Below are 15,001 nucleotides of genomic sequence, written 5' to 3'. Positions count from 1 at the left end.
GGCGTGATCGAGCTGTCCACGACACCCACCACGGCGGTGCTCGTGGTCGAGGGCGACCTCGACCTGTCGGACCGCCAGGAGTTCCCCGGGCTCGTCGCGCGCGTCAGCGGCCTGCGACGCCAGCTCCTGGTCGTCGACCTCTGCCGCACCACCTTCCTGGACTCGACCGGTGCCGCCTTCCTCATCTCCCTGGCGGACGTCACGGGCCGCCGCGGCGGCGTGACGTCGCTGCGCGGCGCCGACGACCGCACGCGCTACGTCCTCGAGGTGTGCGGCGCGCTCGACCTGTTCCGCGTCGACGCCGACCACCGCTGCGCGCCGGACGAGGCGCCCGGCCCGTGGGCACGCTCCGGACGCTGACGGCCCCGGTGCCTGACGGCCCGGAGCAGGGCAGCCCGGGCGCCTTGGAGCAGGGCAGCCCGGGCGCCTCCTCAGCCGGCGTCCGGCAGCCGCGCCCAGACCGTCTTGCCGGTCGGCCCGTGGCGCCAGCCCCACTGCGACAGGCGCTGCACGACGTGCAGCCCGTAGCCGCCGGGCTCCTCGCGGCGGCCCGGGTCGGCACCGGGGGGTGCCGGGTTGGAGTCGTCCACCTCCACGAGAAGGCCCTCGTCGTCGTGGGCGAGGCGCAGCCCGACGGTGCCCCAGCCGTGCAGGACGGCGTTGGCCACGAGCTCGGAGACCACGAGCTCGGCCTGCGCCGTGCTCGGCAGGCCCCAGAGCGCGCCGACCGCGGCCGCGCGACGCCGGGCCCGGGCCACCGAGGAGGCCTCGCCGGGCAGCTGCCAGCGGCGGCGGCGCGGCCCGGGGCGGGGGACGCCGCCGGGCACGCGCACCACGAGCAGCGCCAGGTCGTCCTCGGGGGCGTCGCCGAGGACCTCCAGCAGGTGCTCGCCCGTCCCGGCGGCGTCGGTGCCAGCGACCTCCGTGCACGCGGCGAGGAGCGCGGCGAGGCCCTCCTGCGGCGGACGCGTGCGGCGGCCCAGCAGCCCGTCGGTGCACAGGACCACGGCGTCGCCCGGGCCGAGCTCCACGAGGCCGGTGGGCCGGGGCCGGTCACCGACCCCGACGAGGACGCCGGCGCCGCCCTCCAGCAGCCGCGCCCGGCCCGCCTGCACGAGCACCGGCGGCAGGTGCCCGGCCCGCGACCAGGCCATCTCCCAGGTGCCGTCGCCGAGGTCCTCCAGCCGGGCGTACACGAGGTTGGCCGCGCGACGGACGCGCATGCCGGTGACGAGCTGGTCGACCCGGGCCAGGACGGTCCCCGGCTCCTCCTGCCCGTGCGCGGACGCGCGCACGACCGAGCGCAGCTGCCCCATGGCCGCGGCCGCCTCGACGTCGTGCCCCACCACGTCGCCGACGACGACGCCGACCACCCCGGAGCCCTGGCCGCCCGGCTGCAGGACGTCGAACCAGTCACCGCCCACGCGGGCGAGCCCGTCGTCCGGCCCCGGTCCCGGCAGGTGGTGGGACCACACGTCGAGACCGGGCACCGAGGGCAGCTCGGGGAGCATCGCCCGCTGGAGGGTCTCGACGAGAAGGCGCTGCTGCTCGTGCCCTCCCGCCACGTCGAGCGCGAGCCCCAGCCGGCGCGCCACCTCCACGGCCAGCCCGTGGTCGAGCCCCGGCGCGTCGACAGTCCCGGCGCCCCCCGACGGCCCCTCCGTCGGCGCGGGGTCGCCGAGGACCAGCAGGCCGAGGACGGCGTCGCCCCCGGCCACGGGGACGGCCAGGGCCGCCCCGGCACCGGCGGCGTCGCTCCCGACGCCCGCGGCGACGAGGACGTCGGCGAGCCAGCCGCTCACCGTCGACGGGGCCGCGTCGTCCTCCGCGTCGTCCTCCGGGCCTTCCTCCCTGCCTTCCTCCGGGCCTTCCTCCCTTCCCTCCTCCGGGCCTTCCTCCGGGCCTGCCCGCGGCGCCCGCAGGACGACGCCGACGGGGTCGCGACGCCGCCCGAGCAGCAGCCCGACCAGCGGGTCGGCGTGCTCGCCCGACCCGGCCGGCGGGAGGGCGGTCGGCATCGGAAGGGCCGGCAGCGGGAGGGCGGGCAGCGGGAGGGCCGGCCGCCGGGGCCGGCCCGGGTGGTCGGGGCCGGTCGCGGGCGCCGCGCCGGAGGAGGCGGCGGCGAGGTGCAGGTCCCCCCGGGCGAGCACGACCGCCGCCCACGGCACGGACCGGACGAGGACGTCCACGAGCCGGCCGGCGGCGGCCGTCGGCTCCAGCACCGCGAGCGCCCCCGCGACGTCGTCGAGGACGGCGAGCCGGGCCCGGGCGGTCTCGCCGGCACGCTCGGCCTGCACGCGGGCGGTCACGTCGAGCAGGACGCCGACGTGGTGGCGCGTCTGCCCGCGCCCGTCGGGGACGGGCGTCACCACCAGCTCGTCCCACGCCGCACGGCCGTCCCGGCGGACGCCGCGGACCACCGCGCGGCCGGTCTCGCGGGCGGCGAGGCGGCGACCCAGCTCGGCGAGGGCGTCCGGCGCGTCCTCCTCGCTCAGCAGCGAGGACCAGCTGCGGCCGAGGACCTCCTCGGGAGCGCGACCCGTCGCCCGGGCGAGCGCCGCGTTGACCCAGACGACGGGGTCGCCCGCCTGCGTCGGGTCGCTGACGAGGACGGGGACGTCCGCCCCCGCCGCCGCGACGGCCGCCGCCGCGGCCCCGCCACCCTGCGGCTCGCCCCCCTCGGCCTCGCACCCGGGCACCGGGTTGACCACGCGCGGCTCCGATCGTCTAGCGTGACCGTCGTTCCGCGGCATGGCACTGCGGCACCACCGGGAGAGCGGGTCGGAGGGTCTCGATGTCGGGCGACGGTAACACCGGGGCACCCCCGCTCTCGGGTGTGAGGACGGCGGACGACGACGGCGCCGACGCCGGTTCCGTCCACGTCATCATGGGTCGTTCCAAGACGCGGATCGTGCTGTCGGGGGAGATCGACGCGCTGGTCAGCCCGGACCTCGTCGAGGCCGCGGCCGAGGCCGAGGACGCCGGGCGCCCCGTCGAGGTCGACGCCCAGCACGTGACCTTCATGGACTCCACGGGGGTGGCCTTCCTCGCCCGCCTGGCCTCCCGCTCGCACAGCCGGCTCGTGCTCCTGCGTCCGCCGGAGGTCGTGAAGTTCCTCATCGAGGTGACCTCGATCACGGACCTCCTGGACGTCGTCGACGCCGACCCGGGGGTGGACGACTCCGTGCCGGAGGACGACGGCCCGGGCCCCGACAGCGCCGCCTGACCCGGCCGCAGGACTGCGCACGGCCACCGGCCGCCCGGCCGCCGCGCGCGGAGCCGGTACCGGGGCGTGCGCGCCCCCACCCGCGCGACCAGGACGCACGAGGGCACGACCGCAGGCGCGGTCGGGCCCTCGTCCGTCCTGCGGCCGCTCAGCCCTGGTGGGTCCCGGCGCTGCGCAGGCCCTCGCACGCCTCGACGACGCGGGCGGACAGGCCGGCCTCGGCGGCCTTGCCCCAGACGCGCGGGTCGTAGACCTTCTTGTTGCCGACCTCCCCGTCGACCTTGAGGACGCCGTCGTAGTTCTTCAGCATGTGGTCGGCGACCGGTCGCGTGAACGCGTACTGGGTGTCGGTGTCGATGTTCATCTTCACGACGCCGTTGTCGACGGCCTCGGTGATCTCCTCGGGCAGCGAGCCGGACCCGCCGTGGAAGACGAGCAGGAACGGCTTGCCGTCGCCGTCCGGCTGGTGCTTCTCGGCGACCGCCTTCTGCGCCTGCGCGAGGATCTCCGGGCGGAGCTTCACGTTGCCCGGCTTGTAGACGCCGTGGACGTTGCCGAAGGTGAGGGCCGCCATGTAGAGGCCCTTCTCGCCCAGGCCGAGCGCCTCGGCCGTCGCGAGCGCGTCGTCCTCGCTCGTGTAGAGGTGCTCGTTGATGTCGTTCGCGACGCCGTCCTCCTCGCCGCCGACGACGCCGATCTCGACCTCGAGGACGATCTTCGCGGCCGCCGCCTGCCCCAGGAGCTCCTGCGCGATCCGCAGGTTCTCGTCGAGGAGCACGGCCGAGCCGTCCCACATGTGCGACTGGAAGAGCGGCTCCTGGCCGCGGTCCACGCGCTCCTTGCTGATCGCCAGCAGGGGGCGCACGAAGCCGTCGAGCTTGTCCTTCGGGCAGTGGTCGGTGTGCAGCGCGATGGTGACGTCGTACTTCGCGGCCACCACGTGGGCGTACTCGGCGAGTGCCGTCGCCCCGGTGACCATGTCCTTCACGCCCTGGCCGGAGGCGTACTCGGCGCCCCCGGTGCTGACCTGGACGATGCCGTCGCTGCCGGCGTCGGCGAAACCCTTGATGGCGGCGTTGAGGGTCTGGCTGCTCGTGACGTTGATGGCCGGGTAGGCGAAGGAGCCTTCCTTGGCGCGCTGGAGCATCTGCGCGTAGGCCTCGGGGCTGGCGATGGGCATGGTGATCTCCCTCGGACGACGGCGGTGGCCGGGCCCGCAGGGCCTGGCGCGGTCTGCGGCGATCCTTCCACGCACGTCCGGGGCCCGCGCCCGCGTGGGATCAGGCCCCTGGCACCTGGCCGAAGACGTGGCGGCGCACCCAGGCGTGCAGCGCGACGGCGGCCGCGGCGCCCGCGTTCACCGACCGCGTGGACCCCGCCTGGTGGATGGCGAGGACGGCCTCGCAGACGGCCAGGGCGCCCGCCGTCAGCCCGGTCCCCTCCTGGCCCAGGAGCAGCACGACCCGCTCGGGCAGGTCGGTGGTCTCCAGGGGGACGGCACCGGACACGTTGTCGACGCCGAGGACGGGCATCCCCCGGGCGGCCGCCCAGCTCGCGAGCGCGGCGGCGTCGTCGTGGTGGTGCACGTGCAGGTAGCGGTCGGTGACCATCGCGCCGCGCCGGTTCCACCGCCGGTGCCCGACCACGTGGAAGCCGCCGGCGTTGACGGCGTTCGCCGTCCTGGCGACCGAGCCGATGTTGAGGTCGTGGCGCCAGTTCTCGACGGCCACGTGGACGCCGGCACGGGAGCGGTCGAGGTCGGCGCGGACGGCCTCGACCAGCCAGTACCTGTACCGGTCCGCGACGTTGCGGCGGTCGCCGTGCTCGAGCAGCTCGGGGTCGTAGCGGTCGTCGTCCGGCCAGGCCGGCCGCCCCCCGGGCCAGGGGCCGACGCCGACAGCGCGCTCGTCGTCGGCGTCGGGCCCCACGTCAGCCGGTGAAGAGGCTGACGCCACCCGGTCCGACCAGCAGCCCCACGACGATGAGGACGACGCCCCAGAGGATCTGGCGGCGGACGAGGGCGACGACGCCCGCGATGACGAGGATGACGGCGAGGATCCAGAGCAGCGTGGCCATGGTCACGACCTTCCAGGGACAGGGGGAGGGCAGCCGTCCCGGTCGGGCGGCGAGCCGAACCGTAGGGCCCGGCGGGCTCCCCCGCGCGGCGGACCACCTCGCGCCTCCCCCCTGGTGCGGCGGACCCCGGCGCGGGAGCATCGGCGCGTGGACGCAGACGATCAGCCCGAGGTCGAGTGCTGGCTGTCGGACATGGACGGCGTGCTCGTGCACGAGGGCAGGGCCCTGCCGGGGGCCGCCGACTTCCTGCAGCGGCTCGTGGACCGGGAGCGGCGCTTCCTCGTCCTCACCAACAACTCGATGTTCACCCCCCGCGACCTGCGGGCCCGGCTGGCGGCGTCCGGGCTGCACGTGCCGGAGGAGTGCATCTGGACCTCCGCGCTGGCCACGGCGGAGTTCCTCGCCCAGCAGCTGCCCGGCGGGTCCGCCTACGTGGTCGGCGAGTCGGGGCTGACGACCGCCGTGCACGAGGCCGGCTACACGATGACGACGACCTCCCCGGACTACGTCGTCCTCGGCGAGACCCGCACCTACTCCTTCACCGCCATCACGACGGCGATCCGCCTCATCGAGGGGGGCGCCCGCTTCATCTCGACGAACCCCGACCCGACCGGCCCCTCCTCCGAGGGCCCGCTGCCCGCGACGGGCGCCGTGGCCGCGCTCATCACCCGGGCGACGAGGCGGGAGCCGTACGTGGTCGGCAAGCCGAACCCGATGATGTTCCGCAGCGCCATGAACCGCATCGAGGCGCACTCGGAGACGACGGCGATGGTGGGCGACCGGATGGACACCGACGTCGTCGCCGGCATCGAGGCAGGGCTGCGGACGACGCTCGTCCTCACCGGGTCGACCCGGCGCGAGGACGTCGAGTCCTACCCGTACCGGCCCACGCAGATCTGCGAGTCCATCGCGGACGTGGTGCACCTGGTGTGACCTGCCCGCGGGCGCCGCGCCGGTGGCGACGCCCCGGCCGGCCCGGACGCCGAACCCGCGTGAGCCCCGACGAGCACCCGGTCCGGGTAGCGTCACGCCCCGTTCACCCGCCGTCCACCTGCCCGCGCCTGCGCGGGCACGGAGAACCGCCGTGCGCCTGACCGTCCGCCCGCGCGTCCTGCTCGTCCTGCTGCTGCCCGTCGCCGTGGCCCTCGCGCTCACCAGCCTGCTCGGCCACCTGTGGGGGCTGGCCACGCCGGGAGGCGTGCCCTTCGACGGGTACGAGCGGCTCATGGAGGTCGTCGACGTCGACCGCGAGACGACGGTCCCCTCGTGGTTCTCCGCGTCGCTGCTGCTGCTCTGCGCCGTGCTGCTGCTCGACGTCGCCCGGACGGCGCGCGCCGAGCGCGACCGGTGGCGCCGGCACTGGGTCGTCCTGACGGTCGCCTTCGCCTACCTCTCCGTCGACGAGGGCAGCCGGCTGCACGAGACGGGGTCGGCGCTGCTCGACCGCGCGGGCGTGGACACCGGGCTGCGCTTCGCCTGGGTCGTCCTGGCGGTCCCGGTCGTCGCGGTCTTCGTCCTCGCGATGCTGCCCTTCCTCGCGCGGCTCCCCCGGCGCACCGCCGTGTCCTTCGTCGTGGCGGGCGCCGTGTACGTCGGCAGCGCGGTGGGGCTCGAGCTCGTCGGCGGCCGGCTGGTCGACGCGACCTCCGTCGGCACCGCCCCGTACGTCGTCGTCTCCAGCCTCGAGGAGCTCGGCGAGATGGTCGGCGCCACGCTCTTCGCCTGGGCCGTCGCCGACCACCAGCGCCGGCACCTCGCGGCCGCGGCGGCGGCGCACGACCGGGCCGTCGAGCCCGACGTCACCCCCGTGCCCTGACCTGCCGGGCCACGTCGGTCTCTCGGCGACCCGGCGTCCCCACGTCCCGGGGCGCTCGGTCGGTGACGCGACGGGGTGGGCCGGCTCAGCCCTCCAGGAGCCAGCGCGCCTCGCGCCGCAGCAGGTCCCGGCGCCCCGGTGAGGCGAGGGCCCGGACGTCGTGCCCGAGGCCGTCGTAGACGACACGGCGCCCGCCGGCCGCGTGGACCCACCCGGCGGGGTGCACGCCGCCCTCGTCGTCCTCGACGGTGAGCGTGACGACGACGTCCCCGGTGACGCGCAGCCCGCAGTAGCGCTCGTCGACCGCCTCCACCGCGCCCAGCCCGTCGACGAGGGGGTGCGAGCCCTCCACCGGCCTCGCCGACATCGCGCCGAGCGGCGGGTGCCAGGACTCGCCGGGGACCCACCGGCCGCCGAGGTCGTCGGCCCACGTGGGGCTGTCGGGGAAGGTGCTCGCCGCCTGGTGCAGGGCCAGCACCGCCCCGCCGCCCCGGACGTGGGCCGACAGCCGGCGGTGCAGTCGCGCCCACGCGACGTCGTCGCCGTCGAAGGCCGGGTCAGGGCGGCCCCGCCCGCTGTTGACGACGAGCAGGTCCAGCGCGTCCAGGTCGTCCAGGGCGTCGGGGAACGTGCTGCGCACCTCGACGTCCGTCCCCTCCAGGTCGCCCAGGACCCGCGCGACCCCGGCAGAGGTGGCGGCGTGGTCGTGCCAGGGGTCCTCGTACCGGCCCCGCCCCGCGAGGACGAGGACCCGCCGGTCGGCCGGCACCGGCTACGCCGTCGGCCGGGCGGACTCGTCGGCCTCCCCCGCCCGCGGCTCCCCCAGGCCGAGCTCGTCCTTCGTGTAGACGGCGAGGTAGTCGAGCCCCTCCGCCTCGATGCGCTCGCGGGCGCCGGTGTCGCGGTCCACGAGCACCGCGACGGCGAGCACCTGCGCCCCGTGCGCCCGCAGCGCCTCGACGGCGGTCAGCACCGACCCGCCGGTCGTCATCGTGTCCTCGACCGCGACGACGCGCCGGCCCTCGACGGCGGGGCCCTCGACCTGGCGCTGGAGCCCGTGGGCCTTGGCGCCCTTGCGGACGACGAACGCGTCGAGGGCGCGCCCCTGCGCCGCCGCGGTGTGCAGCATCGCGGCGGCGACCGGGTCGGCCCCCATCGTCAGCCCGCCGACGGCGTCCGGGGCGAGGCCCCGGCCGTCGAGGAGGTCGAGCATGACGCGCCCGACGAGCGGCGCGGCCTCGTGGTGGAGGGTGATGCGACGGAGGTCGACGTAGTGGTCCGCCTCGGCGCCGCTGGAGAGGGTCACCCGGCCGTGGACCACCGCCGTCTCGCGCACGAGGGCCAGCAGGCGCTCGCGGTCGGCGCCGAGCGTGTCGAGGGGCAGGTCGGCAGGGGGGTGATCCTCGGCGTCCACAGGCGCCCACGCTAGTGCCGCCGTCCACAGGCTTCGCGGGAGCGACCGCCGTCAACCCGCCCGCGGGCCACGGTCCCCGCATGGATCCCGCACCGGCCCACGCCGCCGCACCACCTCCCGCAGCACCACCTCCGCCCGGGTCGGCGACCGCCCGGACGCCGCCGGTCCCCGACGACGAGCTGCCGGTCGAGCACGACGGGCGCTACCGGCCGTACGTCCCCCCGGGGGCGCCGGACTTCCTGGACCGACGTCTCGCGTCCTGGCTGGTCCCGACCCTCGTCGCCACCGCCCGACGCCTGCAGGCCGCGGGGGCGGACCTCCTCCCGCCCGAGGCGCACCGCTCCCTGGCGCTCGCCGTCCTCGAGGCGGTGTGGACGCCGCGCGTGGACGCGGCGACGACGGCTCGCGTGGTCGACCGGTTCCGGGCCGAGCACCCGGAGGACGCCGGGGCGGACGTCCTCGTCGAGGCGGTCCGGGGCGCCGGGGGTGACGAGGCGTGGGCGAGGGCTTGCGCGACCTCCCACCGCGTCCTGCCCTCCCTCGACGCACCGCTCAAGGCCACCGCCGCCCGCGAGGGCGCCCAGCTGCTCTGCGACCACGGGCTGCGCGACGCCCGTGACCTGCTCGACCTCCTCGACGCCGCGCGGGCGGCGCCCGACCCGGCGGCGCAGGACCCGGAGACCTTCCCGACCGCCGCGGAGGACCTGTCGCGGGACCCGGCGCTGCGGGCCGCCCGCGAGCGCTGGGACGCCGTCCGGTCGGCGTGGCGCACCCTTCCCGGCCAGGGCTCGGGACGTTCGTGGCACCGCCTGCTCGTGCTGGCCGGCGCCGAGCGCGTGGTGCCCGACGACGACGTCCGCCGCTTCGTCTCCCGCTGGCGACGCGGCCAAGAGCTGCGGTGGCGCCCGGGGACGGGGACGCCGCGCGCGAGCACCGTGCCGGACGTCTGGGTCTCCGCCCGGCTGCTGGAGCTGGCCGGCGACCTCGCGCAGGTGCCCGCCCGGGCGGTGGACCACCTGGCCTGGCGCAGCGAGCTGCTGCGGGGCCTGCCGGGCGGGCGCACGGCCCCCGGGGGCGTCAGCTCGGCAGCCGCTCCCCCGTGATCGTCGCGCGCAGGCGCACGACCGGGACCTCGGGCGTCCGGTCGGCGCGCAGCAGGCCAGCGGTCTCCTGGAGGTGTCGGTCGACCGCGTCGAGCAGGTGCCGGCGGCGTCGGGGCTGGCGCGCAGGGCGGGTGGACCTCGGTCGGCCGGGCGAGCTGCCCGCCGTCGGTGGGAGGCGGGCTCAGCCCAGCTCGACGACGACCGGCGCGTGGTCGCTGGCGCCCTTGCCCTTGCGCTCCTGCCGGTCGATCGAGGCGCCGGTGACGCGCGCCGCGAGCGCGGGCGCGCACAGCGCGAAGTCGATCCGCATGCCCTCGCGGCGCGGGAAGCGCAGCTGCGTGTAGTCCCAGTAGGTGTAGGTGCCCGGGCCGGGCGTGTGCGGGCGGACGACGTCGGCGTACCCGGCGTCCACGACGGCCCGGAACGCCTCTCGCTCCGGCGCCGAGGTGTGCGTGCTCGTCGCGAAGACGGCCGGGTCCCAGACGTCCTCGTCGGTGGGGGCGACGTTCCAGTCCCCGCACAGCGCCACCTGGGCGTCGGCGTCGTCGGCCAGCCAGGCGGCCCCGGCGTCCCGCAGCCGGGCGAGCCACTCGAGCTTGTAGGCGTAGTGCGGGTCGTCGAGGGCGCGCCCGTTCGGCACGTAGAGGCTCCAGACGTCGACGCCGCCGCACCGCGCGCCGAGTGCCCGCGCCTCGGCCTCGTCGCCCTCGCCCCACCCGGGCTGGCCGGGGAAGCCGACGCGGACGTCCTCCAGCCCGACCCGGGAGAGGACGGCCACCCCGTTCCACTGGTTGAGGCCGTGGTGGGCGACCTCGTAGCCGGCGGCGCGCAGCGGCTCCTCGGGGAACTGGTCGTCGCGGCACTTGGTCTCCTGCACCGCCAGCACGTCGACGTCGCTGCGCTCCAGCCAGGCGACGACGCGGTCGACCCGGGCACGGACGGAGTTCACGTTCCAGGTGGCGATGCGCACGGGCGGCGACGCTACCCGGCGACCCCTCCGACGACGTCCCCGGCGGCCGCTCGCGGGAGCCGTCCCGGCCCGCTCCCGGCGTCGACGTGAGAAGGCGGTCGAGGCAGGCTCGGGCGCACTGCTTCTCGCGCGGTGGCGACCCCTTGGCGTGAGAGGTCGGCCGTCGCGGCACCCGTCCCGGCCGGTCGTCCCGAGGACGCCCGCGACCCCGCGGCGCCGCTCGCTACCGTGCGCCCATGGCGACGGCACTGGTCACGGGCGGCACCTCCGGCATCGGGGCGGCCTTCGCCGAGGAGCTCGCCCACCGCGGCCACGACCTCGTCCTCGTCGCCCGGGACGCCGAGCGCCTGGCCCGCGTCGCCCAGTTGCTGCGCCGCACGGGCGCGGACGTCGAGGAGCTGCGCGCCGACCTCGCCGACCGCGGGGACGTCCGGCGCGTGGCCGAGCGCCTCGAGGACGCCGGCCGGCCCGTCGACCTGCTCGTCAACAACGCCGGCTTCGGCCTGTCGTCGAAGCTGCTGGCGCCGGACACCGCCGAGCAGGAGCGGGCGCTCGACGTCATGTGCCGGGCCGTGCTCGTCCTCGGCGGCGCCGCGGGGCGGGCCATGCGCGCCCGCGGCCACGGCGCCGTCCTCAACGTCTCCAGCGTCGCCGGGTTCGCCGCGCTGGGCGGCTACTCGGCCGTCAAGGCATGGGTGACGTCCTACTCGGAGGGGCTCGCCAACGAGCTCGCCGGCACCGGCGTCACCGTGACCGCGCTCTGCCCGGGCTTCGTGCGCACCGAGTTCCACGAGCGGGCGTCGCTGCACATGGGCGGGATGCCGGAGGCCGGCTGGGTGGACGTCGACGAGCTGGTGCGGGCCGCGCTGGCCGACGTCGCCCGGGGCCGCGTCCTCTCGGTCCCGACGGCGCGCTACGCCGTCGCCACGCAGCTGGCCCGGCACGCGCCGAGGAGCCTCGTGCGCTGGGCCTCCCGCAGGATCGTCTCCGCCCGCAGCTGACGCACCGACGGCCCCGACCCGGCCGCCGACGCACCGACGGCCGTGGACCCCCCCGCGGGCCACGGCCGTCAGCTCTCCCGGCGTCCCCGGGGGGACGCCCTGCACCGAGAGTAAGGGTCCCCTGCCTTCTGCAACCAGCCTCAGGCACCGGTCTCCGTGTCCACACTTGTGTGGACGCAGCGCCCCGCGAGCGCCCGTGCGGTCAGCCGCGCCGGCGCCGCAGCACGAGTCCGTCGGCGGTGCCGGGGGTCCCCCCGCGCGCGCCGACGACGTCGCCGAGGTCGTCCTGCGCGCCGGCGGCACCGGGCTCGCGCCGGGCGCCGGACCTCCCGTCCTCACCGGCGGCCGTCAGCGCCGGCACCTGGTCGCGGTCGGCCGAGGGCTCCACCGACCACGCCTGCGCCCCGTCCGGGGCGACGTCGACGACCACGACGTCCCCGCCGACCACCTCGCCCGCCAGCAGCGCGCGGGCCAGCCGGTCGCCGACCTCGCGCTGCACGAGCCGGCGCAGCGGCCGGGCCCCGTAGGCGGGGTCGTAGGCCTCCAGCGCCAGCCAGTCCCGGGCCGCCGGCGTCACCTCGAGACGCAGGCGCCGCTCGGCGAGGCGCGCGGCCAGCCGGTCGACGGCGAGGCCGACGATGGTGCCGAGCTCCTCGGTGCCGAGGGCGTCGAAGACGACGACCTCGTCGAGCCGGTTGAGGAACTCCGGCTTGAAGGCCCGCTGCACCTCGGCCATGACCGCGGACCGCTTGGCCTCCGGGGCGAGCACCGGGTCCACGAGGTGCTGGCTGCCGAGGTTGCTCGTCAGCACGAGGATCACGTTCCGGAAGTCGACCGTGCGCCCCTGGCCGTCGGTGAGGCGGCCGTCGTCGAGGACCTGCAGGAGCACGTCGAAGACGTCGGGGTGCGCCTTCTCCACCTCGTCGAGCAGGACGACGCTGTACGGGCGACGTCGGACGGCCTCGGTCAGCTGACCGCCCTGGTCGTAGCCGACGTACCCGGGGGGAGCGCCGACGAGGCGTGCGACGGAGTGCTTCTCGCCGTACTCGCTCATGTCGACGCGGACCATGGCCCGCTCGTCGTCGAAGAGGAAGTCCGCGAGCGACTTCGCCAGCTCGGTCTTGCCGACGCCCGTCGGGCCGAGGAACAGGAAGGACCCGGTCGGCCGGTCGGGGTCGCCGATGCCGGCACGGCTGCGCCGCACGGCGTCCGAGGCCGCCTCCACGGCGGCGCGCTGACCGACGAGCCGCTCGCCGAGCACCTCCTCCATCCGCAGCAGCTTCCCCGTCTCCCCCTCGAGGAGCCGGCCCGCCGGGATGCCCGTCCACGCCGCGACGACGTCGGCGACGTCGTCCGCGCCGACGCGCTGGGCGACCATCGGCTCCTCGCCCGTCCCGACGTCCTCGCCCGCCTCGGCCTCGGCGAGCTCGCGCTCCACGGCCGGGACGTCCTGGAAGCGCAGGCGGGACGCCGTCTCCCAGTCGGTCTCGCGGACGGCGCGGTCGGCGTCGCCGCGCAGGGCGTCGAGACGGGCTCGGAGGTCGCCGACCCGGTTCACGCCGCTCTTCTCACGCTCCCAGCGCGCGGACAGGCCCGCGAGCCGCTCGCGCCGGTCGGCCAGGTCGGCGCGCAGCCGCTCGAGGCGCTCGGCGGCCGACGGGTCGTCCTCGGCGGCCTTGGCGAGCGCCATCTCCTCCATGACGAGGCGGTCGACGGCGCGGCTGAGCTCGTCCACCTCGACCGGCGAGGAGTCCAGCTCCATCCGCAGCCGGGACGCGGCCTCGTCGACGAGGTCGATCGCCTTGTCCGGCAGCTGACGGCCGGTGATGTACCGGTCGGACAGCTGCGCCGCCGCGACGAGGGCGCCGTCGGTGATGGTCACCTTGTGGTGCGCCTCGTACCGCTCCTTGAGGCCCCGCAAGATCGTCACGGTGTCGGCGACGTCGGGCTCGCCGACGAAGACCTGCTGGAAGCGGCGCTCGAGCGCCGGGTCCTTCTCGACCCGCTCTCGGTACTCGTCCAGCGTGGTGGCGCCGACGAGGCGCAGCTCGCCGCGGGCGAGCATCGGCTTCAGCATGTTGCCCGCGTCCATGGCACCCTCGGAGCCACCGCCGGCGCCGACGACGGTGTGCAGCTCGTCGATGAAGGTGACGACCTGCCCGTCAGAGCCCTGCACCTCCGCGAGGACGGCCTTGAGGCGCTCCTCGAACTCGCCGCGGTACTTGGCGCCGGCGACCATCGCCGCGAGGTCGAGGCTGATGAGGCGCTTGCCGCGCAGCGACTCCGGGACGTCGCCGTCCACGATGCGCTGGGCGAGGCCCTCGACGACGGCGGTCTTGCCGACGCCGGGCTCGCCGATAAGCACGGGGTTGTTCTTCGTGCGCCGGGACAGCACCTGGACGACGCGGCGGATCTCGGCGTCCCGGCCGATGACCGGGTCGAGACGGCCGTCGCGGGCCGCCTGGGTGAGGTCGACGCCGTACTTCTCCAGGGCCTGGTAGGTGCCCTCGGGGTCGGGCGAGGTGACCTTGGCGGCGCCGCGGACCTGCGGGAGCGCCTCGAGCAGCGCGTCGCGGGTGGCGCCCGCCCCGCGCAGGAGCCCACCGGTGGCGCCGCCGTCGGCGGCCAGGGCGAGCAGCAGGTGCTCGGTGGAGACGAAGGAGTCGCCGAGCGCCAGCATCTCCTGCTGGGCGACGGGGACGGCCGAGAGCGCACCGCGGGACAGCTGCGGCTGCGCCACGGTCTCCCCGGAGGTCCGCGGCATCGCGGCGACGAGGGCCCGGGCCTGCTCCCGGACGCGCGCCGGCTGGGCGCCGACGGCCTCGAGCAGACCGGGGACGACACCGGCGGCGTCGTCGGTGAGGGCGACGAGCAGGTGCGCCGGCTCCACCTGCGGGTTGCCGGCCGCCGCAGCGGCCTGGACCGCGGCGGTGATCGCCTCGCGGGTCCTCGTCGTGAAGTCAGCGTCCAACGGGCACCTCCGGGTGCGTGCCGGTCCGACCGGCGGTCTGGCGGGGCGACGGGCGACCTGGCCGGCCGCCGTCGAGACTTGAGTCTGCCACGCTCAACCTCGCCCGGGGGACGCCTGTTCCCGGAGCAGCTCCTGCCGCCGACACCGCGCGCTTGTAGGGACGCGGCCGACCTGTCCATTTCTCAGATTCGTGTCCACGTCGTGTCCGCGTTCTCAGGTTCGTGTCCACAGCGGCGCAGCAGGCGCCCGAGACTGCTGTGCGAGGCGGGACCGGGGCCGGGCCGGGGCCTGTAACCGTCGCCGGCCGCCGCAGCTGTCGCCGCTCGATGGCGCTGACGGGTGGAGCCGCTCGGTCGTGCCGCTGTCGATCCTCATCCGGAAGCCATCCGGTGAGGACGCTGGCATCGCCTCAAGCGGGGGCGCG

The 15,001-nt window shown here is 76.5% G+C and carries 14 protein-coding genes; 6 read left to right on the top strand and 8 right to left on the bottom strand.

What is annotated here, in order from left to right; translation table 11 throughout:
• Positions 1-3: 3 nt before the first annotated feature.
• Positions 4-360 (top strand): STAS domain-containing protein, encoded by a 357-nt coding sequence (locus tag WDZ17_RS11410; protein ID WP_339575282.1) that lies wholly within the window; start codon positions 4-6, stop codon positions 358-360.
• 71 nt (positions 361-431) lie between these two features.
• Here WDZ17_RS11410 and WDZ17_RS11405 read toward each other — a convergent pair whose 3' ends face one another.
• The gene (locus WDZ17_RS11405) at positions 432-2,711 is read right to left on the bottom strand and encodes a SpoIIE family protein phosphatase (protein ID WP_339575281.1); all 2,280 of its coding nucleotides are present in this window, start codon (positions 2,709-2,711) and stop codon (positions 432-434) included.
• 125 nt (positions 2,712-2,836) lie between these two features.
• Between WDZ17_RS11405 and WDZ17_RS11400 the strand changes: the two genes are divergently transcribed.
• Positions 2,837-3,226, top strand: a complete 390-nt coding sequence (locus tag WDZ17_RS11400) for an STAS domain-containing protein (RefSeq protein ID WP_339575280.1) — start codon at positions 2,837-2,839, stop codon at positions 3,224-3,226.
• 148 nt (positions 3,227-3,374) lie between these two features.
• Here the strand turns inward: WDZ17_RS11400 and fbaA are convergent, their stop codons facing one another.
• The 3 genes from fbaA to WDZ17_RS11385 all read right to left on the bottom strand — a co-directional run bounded on the left by fbaA (position 3,375) and on the right by WDZ17_RS11385 (position 5,302).
• On the bottom strand, positions 3,375-4,406 hold the full coding sequence (gene fbaA / locus WDZ17_RS11395) for a class II fructose-bisphosphate aldolase (RefSeq protein ID WP_339575279.1): 1,032 nt from the start codon (positions 4,404-4,406) through the stop codon (positions 3,375-3,377).
• Positions 4,407-4,506: 100 nt separating this feature from the next.
• Positions 4,507-5,154: a TrmH family RNA methyltransferase gene (locus WDZ17_RS11390; protein ID WP_339575278.1), complete on the bottom strand. Its 648-nt coding sequence runs from the start codon at positions 5,152-5,154 to the stop codon at positions 4,507-4,509.
• Between the two features lies 1 nt (position 5,155).
• Positions 5,156-5,302, bottom strand: coding sequence for a GPGG-motif small membrane protein (locus WDZ17_RS11385; protein WP_339575277.1), 147 nt, complete (start codon positions 5,300-5,302; stop codon positions 5,156-5,158).
• A 192-nt stretch (positions 5,303-5,494) separates the two neighbouring features.
• Between WDZ17_RS11385 and WDZ17_RS11380 the strand changes: the two genes are divergently transcribed.
• Together WDZ17_RS11380 and WDZ17_RS11375 are read left to right on the top strand one after the other, a co-directional pair.
• Positions 5,495-6,235, top strand: coding sequence for an HAD-IIA family hydrolase (locus WDZ17_RS11380; RefSeq protein ID WP_422631965.1), 741 nt, complete (start codon positions 5,495-5,497; stop codon positions 6,233-6,235).
• A 151-nt stretch (positions 6,236-6,386) separates the two neighbouring features.
• On the top strand, positions 6,387-7,118 hold the full coding sequence (locus tag WDZ17_RS11375; RefSeq protein ID WP_339575275.1) for a DUF8692 domain-containing protein: 732 nt from the start codon (positions 6,387-6,389) through the stop codon (positions 7,116-7,118).
• Between the two features lie 85 nt (positions 7,119-7,203).
• Here WDZ17_RS11375 and WDZ17_RS11370 read toward each other — a convergent pair whose 3' ends face one another.
• Together WDZ17_RS11370 and pyrE are read right to left on the bottom strand one after the other, a co-directional pair.
• The gene (locus tag WDZ17_RS11370) at positions 7,204-7,887 is read right to left on the bottom strand and encodes a ThuA domain-containing protein (RefSeq protein ID WP_339575274.1); all 684 of its coding nucleotides are present in this window, start codon (positions 7,885-7,887) and stop codon (positions 7,204-7,206) included.
• Positions 7,888-7,890: 3 nt separating this feature from the next.
• Positions 7,891-8,532: an orotate phosphoribosyltransferase gene (pyrE, locus tag WDZ17_RS11365; RefSeq protein WP_339575273.1), complete on the bottom strand. Its 642-nt coding sequence runs from the start codon at positions 8,530-8,532 to the stop codon at positions 7,891-7,893.
• 80 nt (positions 8,533-8,612) lie between these two features.
• On the opposite strand from pyrE, the gene WDZ17_RS11360 reads away from it, so the two are divergent.
• A complete protein-coding gene (locus WDZ17_RS11360; protein WP_339575272.1) occupies positions 8,613-9,635 on the top strand; it encodes a DUF8548 family protein in 1,023 nt (340 codons plus the stop codon).
• Between the two features lie 181 nt (positions 9,636-9,816).
• Here the strand turns inward: WDZ17_RS11360 and WDZ17_RS11355 are convergent, their stop codons facing one another.
• Positions 9,817-10,605, bottom strand: coding sequence for an exodeoxyribonuclease III (locus WDZ17_RS11355; RefSeq protein WP_339575271.1), 789 nt, complete (start codon positions 10,603-10,605; stop codon positions 9,817-9,819).
• A gap of 236 nt (positions 10,606-10,841) precedes the next feature.
• On the opposite strand from WDZ17_RS11355, the gene WDZ17_RS11350 reads away from it, so the two are divergent.
• Positions 10,842-11,606 (top strand): SDR family NAD(P)-dependent oxidoreductase, encoded by a 765-nt coding sequence (locus WDZ17_RS11350; RefSeq protein ID WP_339575270.1) that lies wholly within the window; start codon positions 10,842-10,844, stop codon positions 11,604-11,606.
• Between the two features lie 202 nt (positions 11,607-11,808).
• Here WDZ17_RS11350 and clpB read toward each other — a convergent pair whose 3' ends face one another.
• A complete protein-coding gene (gene clpB / locus WDZ17_RS11345) occupies positions 11,809-14,577 on the bottom strand; it encodes an ATP-dependent chaperone ClpB (protein ID WP_422631964.1) in 2,769 nt (922 codons plus the stop codon).
• Positions 14,578-15,001 lie beyond the last annotated feature (424 nt).

The sequence above is a fragment of the Pseudokineococcus basanitobsidens genome (assembly GCF_037482545.1).
Lineage (GTDB): Bacteria > Actinomycetota > Actinomycetes > Actinomycetales > Quadrisphaeraceae > Pseudokineococcus > Pseudokineococcus basanitobsidens.
Note: the sequence above shows the minus strand (reverse complement) of the source record. Positions and strands in the feature narration are given on the sequence as shown.